Annotated in this window: 10 protein-coding genes; 8 read left to right on the top strand and 2 right to left on the bottom strand. The window is 46.0% G+C overall.

The genetic code is table 11. From position 1 onward, the window contains the following. Nucleotides 1-182: 182 nt before the first annotated feature. Nucleotides 183-386 carry a hypothetical protein gene (locus BM122_RS22350; protein ID WP_143083374.1) on the top strand — a complete coding sequence of 68 codons (204 nt, stop codon included), beginning with the start codon at nt 183-185 and terminating at the stop codon, nt 384-386. Here BM122_RS22350 and BM122_RS08695 read toward each other — a convergent pair. Continuing rightward, a complete protein-coding gene (locus BM122_RS08695; protein WP_074905201.1) occupies nt 379-1083 on the bottom strand; it encodes a ribonuclease H family protein in 705 nt (234 codons plus the stop codon). The genes BM122_RS22350 and BM122_RS08695 overlap by 8 nt on opposite strands. 38 nt (nt 1084-1121) lie before the next feature. Then, on the bottom strand, nt 1122-1643 hold the full coding sequence (locus BM122_RS08690; protein ID WP_074905200.1) for a nucleoside-triphosphatase: 522 nt from the start codon (nt 1641-1643) through the stop codon (nt 1122-1124). Between the two features lie 739 nt (nt 1644-2382). On the opposite strand from BM122_RS08690, the gene BM122_RS08685 reads away from it, so the two are divergent. The 7 genes from BM122_RS08685 (at nt 2383) to BM122_RS08655 (ending at nt 10449) form a co-directional block, all read left to right on the top strand. Further along, a complete protein-coding gene (locus tag BM122_RS08685) occupies nt 2383-3843 on the top strand; it encodes a diflavin oxidoreductase (RefSeq protein ID WP_074905199.1) in 1461 nt (486 codons plus the stop codon). 55 nt (nt 3844-3898) lie between these two features. Next, a complete protein-coding gene (locus BM122_RS08680; protein WP_074905198.1) occupies nt 3899-5563 on the top strand; it encodes an NADPH-dependent assimilatory sulfite reductase hemoprotein subunit in 1665 nt (554 codons plus the stop codon). 1231 nt (nt 5564-6794) lie between these two features. Continuing rightward, nucleotides 6795-7226, top strand: coding sequence for a hypothetical protein (locus BM122_RS08675; protein ID WP_074905197.1), 432 nt, complete (start codon nt 6795-6797; stop codon nt 7224-7226). 134 nt (nt 7227-7360) lie between these two features. Then, the gene (locus BM122_RS08670) at nt 7361-7663 is read left to right on the top strand and encodes a hypothetical protein (RefSeq protein ID WP_074905196.1); all 303 of its coding nucleotides are present in this window, start codon (nt 7361-7363) and stop codon (nt 7661-7663) included. Between the two features lie 29 nt (nt 7664-7692). After that, nucleotides 7693-8022 (top strand): hypothetical protein, encoded by a 330-nt coding sequence (locus BM122_RS08665; protein WP_074905195.1) that lies wholly within the window; start codon nt 7693-7695, stop codon nt 8020-8022. Between the two features lie 272 nt (nt 8023-8294). Next, on the top strand, nt 8295-8930 hold the full coding sequence (locus BM122_RS08660; protein ID WP_218152046.1) for a C39 family peptidase: 636 nt from the start codon (nt 8295-8297) through the stop codon (nt 8928-8930). Nucleotides 8931-9177: 247 nt separating this feature from the next. Continuing rightward, complete coding sequence (locus tag BM122_RS08655; protein WP_143083373.1) at nt 9178-10449, top strand: hypothetical protein; 1272 nt, start codon at nt 9178-9180, stop codon at nt 10447-10449. Nucleotides 10450-10557 lie beyond the last annotated feature (108 nt).

Here is a 10557-nt window from a genome sequence, read left to right as displayed (position 1 = left end):
ACAGGCCAAAGCACTGCGCAGACAACAAAACCAGGCCGTTGAGATGCTCTTTAAATCCTATACATTCTGAATCATTCTTAACTGGTTAGGCTATATTTATGAAGAGGATAATGATCGGCTAAGGTATTCAAAAATCCTTGGGGCGGTTGTTGGATATAAAGGTGTCAATCATTACATGATACATGGATGCATTTATCAGAACAGGGCAGGGGACAGATTACGGTTCTCGGTTGTATGAGAAACAACTACTGGATTCTGATTCTGCAACTTTATACGACCGCTCAGATTTGTCGTGCGCTGCTCTTCGTCCCAAAGTCGCTAATACTTGTGTTACGCAGCGTTTATTGTCTAATGCATTGGCATTGCGTTACTCGTCGCTTACCTGATTTTTAGTTCTCCCTGGTGCTCTGGTAACCTTGTGCCTACGTGGACAGTGGTCGCGCTGCGCGTTGCCGCTATGGCAAGTCTGTGGGCTGGCTGGTTATGTTGCCGTGGGATAGGATGCAGCGAAAAGCGCTCCAAGGAAGCAGCAAGCCTGCGCATTTCCACAAGCCGACTGTCATTGCGCTGTTCGCACCACAGTTGGATCAGGCCGTAGTTATCGCAATAAACCCGTAGCTGTCGCTGATCGTGTTTTAGCGCGGTCTTCATGATTGCAACCACTGCAATGAGTTCTGCGCTAAAGCTATCCTTGGCGCCAATGGCCTGACTGATCCGTGCCACAATCTCACCGCGTTCATCTATCAGGATAGCGCCGATTCCGGCATGCTGTTGCGCGTTAACCTTGATGCAGCTACCATCGCACCAGGCGCAGGCCCAGCCGCGTGGCGCGGCGGCAGCATACAGGGCAAGAATCAGGGCATCACGTGCTTCCAGTATCGGCTCTCTCTGACGAGGCTGCTGTTTTGCCAGAATTGTAGCTCGCATACGTAACCGCTCGGCAAGTTTTTTAACTTGATGCGTTGTAATAAGTTGCTGAATCTGGTATCGGTACGAGGAAGTTAGACTGAGCAGAGCCTGATCCAGCATCGCATTGAGCTGTTGCGCCTGTTGGCGTCGGGTCACATGGGGACGTATTATCATGCTGTGGCTAATGTTTTCACTGTTATTCCATTTTTAAATCAAGCTTGATTTGAAAATGGAATAAGCCAATGGAGTATTTGTTCCGGCAGTTTGTTCCGATTAGCGTGGGTGGCTTCCCACAGCAAGGCATCGGGACGACGTTTCACCTGTTCAATGAAGCCGCTACCCTTTTTGCCGATGGTGGCCACCAGCGGCTTCCCACAGTCAAACAGTTTCTCCATGGCCGCAATAAAGCTTGCAGACAGGCACTCCATCTTGCCAATTTCGTCGACCAGATACAGATCGACATTTGCCTTCAGCGCCAGTGCAGAGGTGACTGCTGCATCAATACCGGCAATATCCACACCATACTTGCCCACCCGATGCACATGAGGAAAGTCGATATGGGCAATGGTTTTTTGGAGTCCGGCAAAGGTTTTCAGCAGAAATCCGCAACGCTCCCCATCCTTGCGTATCTCCTGGGTATAAAAGCCGCCAATGCGTCTGTCGTGCAACTGCTCGGCGACTTTGCAGAGGATTGTGGTCTTGCCCACGCCCGGCATTCCTGTAATTAATAGCATAAGGTTTTGGATAAAGGATTGAATGAAGATGCCTCATTTATTCCGAGCTAAATCCGGAAAGAAATCTTTGCTGATTAACCCATTAACTTGGTTGTTGCTCTGCGTTCTATCTCTTTCGACTGGGCAGATCGTTGCAAAGTTTAGCGCTTTATATCTGTGTGTTCGAGAATGAAATTCTTTGCCCTCATGCCATGTGCTGGCCTCGAATAGGATCGGCAGGTAAAATGACTCTAACTTATTCCATTTCTAAATTAAACTTGACTTTGTTAGCTTCACCTTGCCGCATTATTTATACTGTCTGTGGCTCGCCTTCACGTCATTTTTGCTTGAGAGATGGAATCAGGAAGAGGGAAAAAACCGAATTGCGGCTTCTGGATAAAACATTTTTTTGCCAAATCAATGCCTGCCGTTATAATCTTAATATTGAAAGCTCCTATTGTAGGATTCCATTTAAATCAAAACTGACTTGGTCGGCTTCACCCTGCCGTATTATTTATACTGTCTGCGGCTCGCCTTCGCGTCATTTTTGATTTGGAAATGGAATAAGGAGTCACTACATTATTTCTCTGGTACTTTTATGCTGTTGAGCGTAGTGGCATACCATTACTTCATTTCTAAGGCGGTACTAATACAGGCAGCATTTCATAATGGAAAATCTTATTGGAGCAAAGAATGAGCAATGGCTATGGTAATTTGTCACCCCTCCGAGCGGAAATGACGTGAAATACGATATATACCCATGCTAACCGAACAGCAAAAAGCTTTGTGGGAACAATTGCGGCATACGCTAAGCCGGGATCAAGCGATCTGGTTTGCAGGCTATGTGCAAGGGATAGTGCAGCCCGAGGGCATGGCTGCCACTGCCACTGTCACTGCGCAAAAGAAGCTACGTGTGTTTTTTGCCACTGAAACTGGCAATTCGAAAATGGTGGCGCAGCAAGTAGCCAAACAGGCCAAAGATCATGGCTGGAACGCCTCGCCACAGTCGGTAAAAAAAATTAAGCAAGCCGAAGAATTGCAGAGTGATGAGCCAATTATTTTTATCACTGCGACCCATGGCGAAGGTGAACCGCCGGAGACAGCGCTGGCTTTTTTTGAGATGCTTCAGCAATCAGATGTATCACTTAAAGGGGTGAAGTACGCCGTGCTCGGCCTTGGCGACAGCAGCTATCCCCAATACAACCAAGCTGCCCGCGACCTGGATGCCTATATGGAGAAGCTGGGGGCGGAACGCATTTATGAGCGCGGTGAACTGGATGTGGATTTCGCCAGCCATTATCCGCAATGGATAGCAGGAGTATTGTCAGCGCTACCTTCCGCACAGCTAGCCAGTGTGCTGCCAGTTACCATCGAGACAGCGATGCCTGCTGGCAAGGGATATTCCCGGTTGGAACCGATAGTGGGGCGGGTGAGGGAAATGATCAACCTCAACGATCGCGGCTCGGCCAAGGAAACCTATCATATCGAAATCGAACACGATGAGCCATTGGCTTACGCACCGGGCGATGTGGCGGGCATCATCCTGCCCCATTTCGCTGAAGGAGTGGACCACCTGACGCCACGTCTTTATTCCATCGCATCGTCACCTTTGGCGCATGCCGGCAGCATTCACCTGACGGTGGCGCTGGCGTGGCATCAAGACGAAGATGGTGAGATTGGTTACGGGTTGTGTTCGCGTTATTTGGCCGATTTGAAAGTGGGTGATGAAGTGAAATTTTTTATCCAGCGGAACAGCCTGTTCAAATTACCGGAGGATGAGCGTGACATTATCATGATCGGCCCTGGCACAGGCATAGCACCGTTTCGCAGTTTTGTCTGGGAACGGGCAGAGCGTGGGGCGAGCGGGCGCAACTGGCTGTTCTTCGGAGAGCAGCATCAGCACTGTGATTTTCTCTATCAGGCTGAGTGGATCGACTTTGTGGAAACGGGAGTGCTGCACAAAATTGACCTTGCCTTCTCCCGCGATCAGGAGCACAAAGTCTATGTCCAGCATTGCCTGAAAGAAAAAGCGAGTGAATTGCTAAAATGGGTAGACGGTGGCGCGGCGATTTATGTCTGTGGAGCGAAAGATCCCATGAGCAAAGACGTGGAGCAAACTTTGCTGGAAATCTTTGCCACTCAGAAAGGCGGCTCCGAAGCTGCACAAGAATTCCTCGACCAATTGCATGATGATAACCGTTATGTGAAAGATGTTTATTGATGCAGCCGTTATTCAGATCCTTTTTGGTATAACATAACAAGTAATAGAAGCGATTATGACTGAACAAAACCTTTCACCTGTTGAAGATCTCAAGGTTCGTAGCAAGGGGTTGCGCGGTACACTGGCTGAAGGATTGAAGAATCAGCTTACCGGGCAGCTTTCGGTGGATGATCAGCAGCTCGTCAAGCATCACGGCATCTACCAGCAAGACGACCGCGATCGCCGTAACGAACGCGAGGCAAAAAAACTGGAACCGGCTTATTCCTTCATGATTCGCCTGCGCCTGCCAGGTGGCAATATTACACCGCAGCAATGGCTGGGGTTGCAACCGTTGCTGCATGAGAACACTACCGGTGTCCTCAAAATTACTACGCGCCAGACTATTCAGGTGCATGGTGTCGTTAAGTCAAAGCTCAAACCCACTTTACAATGGTTTGATAAATATGGATTGGATACCATCGCCACTTGTGGTGATGTCAATCGCAACGTCATGGCGGGCTCGCATCCCTCCACTTCTTCGTTCCACGAAGAAGTTCATGCGTTTGCAGTTAAAATCAGCGAATACTTGTTACCCAAAACCAAGGCTTATGCGGAGATATGGTTGGATGGGGAGCGTCTGGACAGTAATGCTGAACCAGAACCCGATCCGCTTTACCAGAATCGCTATCTGCCGCGCAAATTCAAGGTGGGTGTTGCCATTCCGCCACATAACGAGATTGATATTTTTACGCAGGATGTAGGCTTAATTGCCATCGAACAAAACGGTAGGTTGGCAGGATTCAACGTGACTGTGGGCGGCGGGCTGGGTTGCACTCATGGTAACGCGGCGACCTATCCGCGGCTGGCCGATATGCTGGGCTTCATCAAGCCAGATCAAGTGCTGGATACGGTGTGGCAGATCGCAGCCGTGCAGCGTGACAACGGCAACCGCACCGACCGCAAACAAGCACGTTTGAAATACACTATTGATCATATGGGGCTGGAAGTATTCAAAGCCGATCTGGAAAGCCGCTTGGAATTTACACTGGCTGAGCCACGTAGCTTTGCTTTCAACAGCCGTGCCGACTATTATGGCTGGCTGCAAGACCACAGAAACCGCTGGCATTACACGCTGTTTATCGAAAATGGGCGTGTGGTGGATAATCCGGAGTATCGTGCCAAATCAGCATTGGATGTTATTGCAAAAAGCCATTTATGCAACTTCCGCTTGACCGGCAACCAAAACATCATGCTGCTGAATGTGGCAGCTGAGGATAAGGCAGCGATAGATGGGATTCTGGAAGCGCATGGCATTATTAAAACGCAAGCTGCACTCATGCCCATTCGCACCCATGCCATTGCCTGTGTGGCGCTGCCTACCTGCCCGCTGGCTCTGGCAGAAGGGCAACGCTATCTCCCAGAACTGCTTGCTAAGGTGGAGGCGCTGCTGGAAAAATACGCACTCGCGCAAGACGAGATTAGTATTCGCATGACAGGTTGCCCGAATGGTTGTGGTCGCCCCTATGTAGCCGAGATTGGACTGGTGGGGCGCTCAGTGGGGCATTACGATTTGCGCCTGGGCGGCGATCGCCTGGGCTATCGCCTCAATACTCTCTACAAGGAAGGGCTGGACGAATCCAAAATCTTGAGCGCACTCGACAGCTTATTGGCAGATTATGCCCGCGAACGCATGGAGGGCGAAACCTTTGGTGATTATTGTCAGCGACAACTATTTGGCTAGGCAAGTGAAGCCTGATCAATGTGTGTGCAAAAGCGTTGCCAAGATAGCCCATAAGGAGTTTATATTTAGAAAGCCCCTCAGGTGCCAGCTATCTCTTTTATTCTCCGATCGAGGAGTACGCAATAAACGTAATGATGATAATAAAAAGATCAATCCCTGCTGGTGCGTCGTTTAGCTAGTTAATTAAGTTGCCCTCTAAAAGCATTTTAACTTGTCTTTTTAGAGAGCATGTTCGACCGAAATGCTGTAGTTCCTCGTCATATTTAAGATCATTACTTTTGCCTGCACTCAATGATTGCGAGCAGAATATCTGTTTGATGTAAGGGTCCATTTTGGAAATCTATTAAAGATAAGGCAGAGGGAGAAGGAGTTTCATCCTGAGACATCAAGCGCGGTTGCCCTTTCACTTATCGCTCTTGGTCAATTTCTGTCTCGAAGATATTTTTCAACCAACCTGAGAAAACCAAACTGGTTTGGGATGTCGTTTGTTCGGAGCCAATTTTTGCTAGCCATGACAGTGCAGTAGATTTTAGGTGGTTACTAGCAATGTTATGCTTTGTTAAGTGATCTAGAAAAAATAACTTGAACACATCATGTTATATTCACGGATACTCGAGGCTTAATTTTGTAATTTCATTCATCGTGATGTTCAAGTTATTTTTTTTAGACTCTTAAGCGTGCATGAAGTGCTTGGTTTCGGTCACGATCAAGGTACCTCCCGCCGATGCCCTTTTTATAGTGGGCGTTAGATAAGAAACTTCATCTTCACGCAAAAGATTCTTGCGCCGTCGTCCACTACGGCTAAGCTTGTCTGTATCTAGTATACCGCCACTGCGGATAAAACGTATTCTAAATTGGCCCCTTAGCCTCTTGAAACAACTATTGTTGCAGCTGTCAGCTTCTTGATAAGCCAAATCCCAAAGACAGCAACCCACCCTGCGCCTGTGGTAATTCTTCTATTGCTCTTGAATTTACCAATAAATCCTTGCTTGTTCTAACTGCTCTTTACCGCTCGCTATACCTGTTAGCACCACACTACCTTTTATAAGCTGCATCTTTACTTTCACTTATGAAGTAGAAATGAAGTGGAGTTATTTTTACTTTTATTTACTTGAGTTTTACTTTTATTTTTTAATTTATCCGATTTTTAACTTTTATTTTATTTAATAAAAAAATGAAATGGTTAATATGGAACCGTTTCGAACAAATAGATAAGAAAGGAGGAATGAATATGAAGAAAAAATGTTTACCTGCGATTTTTGCATTATATATGGCTTCACCATTGATTATGGCAAATGATCAACAACCGATCACTGAATTAACTTCAGCGCAAATGGATTACGTTACTGCGGGCACACAAGTAAATGCTGATGCAGCAGCTGCTGCGCAAGCAGCGGGAATTATCGCAGCATCGTTTGCTAGCACACTAACATTGGCTGGCGCAACCTCTGAAAGTGGCGGTGTTGCGGCTGCGGGAGCTAGCGGAACATCGGTGGGGACTGATGCAGCTACTACTGGAGCGGGTGTACAAACCTCGGCAAATGGCACACTGCCTTCCCAGACCTTCGGGGGGTCCAATAACTTCGATGGTCCAATATCAAGCCATTCTGCGGCAGTGGAAATAACTGTCATTCCTACTTTGCCGACATTCGGCCCAAATTAAGTAATAAAAAAGTTTTGTTATTTCATAACCTTGTTTTATGAAATACAAAAGGGGCTATTACCTTTTTTGAAGATTGAAAATGAAAGGGTGATGGCGTTGTATTTAAATAAAAAAGACATAAGGAGTAATTAATTATGAAAATGTTACACGTTTTAATCGCTGCTGCCTTTATAGCAGTATCAAGTGCTGCTTTAGCAACCGAACCCGAACCTATTGCGCTCAACGATGCTCAACTCGATGGCCTCACTGCAGGCGCACAAGTATTATTAGTTGTAGGTGGAACCGCACAAGCTAGTGCTGCTTCAGTTGGCCCATTGGCAGTATCGGCAGCTACGACTGGAACTGGCGCTACAGCGACAGCAGTTGATACTGGTCTATTCACCCACGTCGCGGGTGGTGGCTCAGCTGCTACGGCTACCTCTCTTTCTGCGAATTAATAACTGTTATAAAAAATGAGGTGATAAAAATGAATATGAAAAAAATAGGTGCAATAATTACAATAGCATTATTGGCTGGTGCAGTCAACGCTCAAGATACGAATGAACTGACATCTGCACAAATGGATCAGGTGACAGCTGGAACTGCTGCTGCTGGATCAGCTGCTGCGGGTTTATTTGCATCAGCTGGCGTTTCTACGATTGCTTCATCAATTAGTGGCGCAACGGCTAATACTTTGGATGCAGGACCTGTATCTACTGGTACCGCCACCGCAGGAAATGTAACCGCCGTAGCCACCTTTGGTGGAGGCAATGCCGCAGCTTCTGGTGCAACTTCTGCCGTTACAATAACACCTTAAAAAGGTGTAAATCATGTCTCGACTGAAAAGTTGGGGCATGATTTATCATTTGCTTTCATGACAACCGGAAAATATAACACCACCGTTAATCAATTATGACCGGAATCTTATAAAAAGCTTTAAAGTAGACAACCCATGGCTCTCAACTTTAGGGTATTTTTTTATGCATACGCTTTGTTTAACGATCGGGCAAGGTTTTACCGTTTTTAGGGCAATGAATTTGGCAATTCAACAAGTAGTTTATTTAATAAGAGAATTACATCATTGACAAAATGACAAATATAACAAAAAAAATAACTGCTTTCTCTGCCTTTATGCTTGCTTTTATACTTTTTTTCTGGCTTAACGATACTCAAGCTCGGCAAGTAAAATCCCTGTTAGAAATGCGGCAGAAAAATGTTGTGGTGCAAAAGTATGACTTAAGCTGTGGAGCGGCCGTATTAGCAACTCTTTTCAATTACCATCATGATGATCCCATCACTGAAAGGGATATTGCGATAGGCCTCATGAATCGAGCTGAGTATATAAAAAATCCATTAATAGTGAGAATTCGGGAGGGCTTTTCTTTATTGGACCTTAAACGTTTCGCAGATGCCAGAGGTTACCAAGGGATCGGTTATGGTAAACTTTCACTTGAGCATTTGGTGGAAAAAGCGCCGATTATTGTGCCCATTAATACAAAGGGTTATAACCATTTTGTAATTTTCCGGGGAATGTATGGTAACCGGGTATTGCTGGCTGACCCTGCCTGGGGCAACCGTACTATGCTGATTAAAACGTTTGTGGAGAGCTGGATTGAATCCCCACAGCTGGGTAGAGTTGGTTTTGTTGTCAACAGTCATGACGGGGCTGTCCGTCCCAATCATAATTTAACACCTAATTTGGATGAATTCGTCATGCTGCAATAAAATTGTCCTTAATTATTGAAGTTTTGCGCTTTTGATTTTGTGCTAATATTACACGCAGGCTTTAAACCGTTGAAAAATTTTATCCTTTTTTCATAAAGAAAATGCTTGCAAGCAGGAGTAATTTTATGAGTATATGCGATCGATAGCATAAACCGCATTAAAGTTATTTCCATCCCGTCACTACCTACCCTGGTGAACTTAAAACGGTGAAACTTCGGTTAACTAATATAAAAGAAGGGGAGAATAGTTGAATAAAGCAGCAAATTGCTCTAGCAACACCAAGTTGCTGGCAGTATCTAACTTATGTCTAATGGGTCTAATTTTTTTATTGTCAATTGTTCGGCCAGTTCACGCCCAGAATTCAGCAGCGACGAATCCAGATATTCAATTATTGCTGCAAAAAATTAAAGAGCGGGATGAAGTTATTGAAGACTTGAATCGGCGGGTGAAGTTACTAGAGAGTCAGCAAGGAACATCAAAGCTCCAGCAGCAATCTCCATCCACTGCCGTGGCACCTGCACGCCAGGCGCAATCTCCCGAATCCACAAATCATACACAATCTCCCGCTAGCCCCCCCGCAGCGGAAAAACCTGTGCAGCAGACGCAAGCTGATACCAAACCTCAGAGCCAGGAAAAAGAAAAACAATCTGCAGGAGAGTTTGAAGTAGATGCACTGGCTGCTGAACGTGCATTGGATCGTAGCTTGATTCAAGCCGGAGCGCTGTTACTGCCATTTCGTCAGATGGAATTACAGCCTTTTGTTAACTATTTTCGAAGAGACGATAGTTTTCCGTTGCTGGTCACTAATGATCTCGGTCAACTCATAGGGGTCAGGACTGCGGATGTTAAGCGCAATGAGTTTGATACTGGCTTTATATTTCGCGCCGGTTTGCCCTTTGAGTCGCAATTGGAATTACGTTTACCTGCTAGAGTTGTCAACCAAACCACAAACATTCCTGAAGGTGTAACTAACGTAAATGATATTACTCGTACAGGCGCAGCACTTGGTGATATCAGTGTTGGAATTGCCAAGACGCTATTCCGTGAAAGTGATTGGATACCTGATCTTATTGGCCGTTTTACCTGGGATTCGGCTAGTGGTAAGCTCACTAGCAATGATGTTCCTATGGGGACAGGATTCGACGACTTTCGGGCTTCTCTGGTAGCGCTTAAACGTCAAGACCCTTTGGCTTTTACTACCAGCTTTGATTATCAAACAACACTGAGAAAAAATGGCATCGATCCAGGAGATCAATATATTCTTTCATTAGGCGCTTCATTAGCTGCCAGTCCATATACCTCCTTAACCATGGGTTTGCAGCAGATCTGGAGGCAAAAGACAAAAACCTCTAATACCGATGTGCCAGGGTCTGATGATGTTATAAGTATTGCAACCTTTGGGATAACGTCGATGGTGACCCGCAAACTCTTCTTGACTGTCACCGGGGGAATAGGCTTGACGAATGTTTCGCCAGATTATTTTGTGAATATATCGCTTCCTTACAGGATTGCGCGTTAAATTATTCCAATGCTAGTAATTGTGCATCGAATTCAGTGTTGACTTCTCCTCAACTCTGCTGTTTTCTAAAAGAAGGCGGCGTTTCAGTACCGAAATTTAATGCGCGAA

This window comes from Nitrosomonas communis (assembly GCF_900114745.1).
Classification (GTDB): domain Bacteria; phylum Pseudomonadota; class Gammaproteobacteria; order Burkholderiales; family Nitrosomonadaceae; genus Nitrosomonas; species Nitrosomonas communis_A.
Note: the sequence above shows the minus strand (reverse complement) of the source record. Positions and strands in the feature narration are given on the sequence as shown.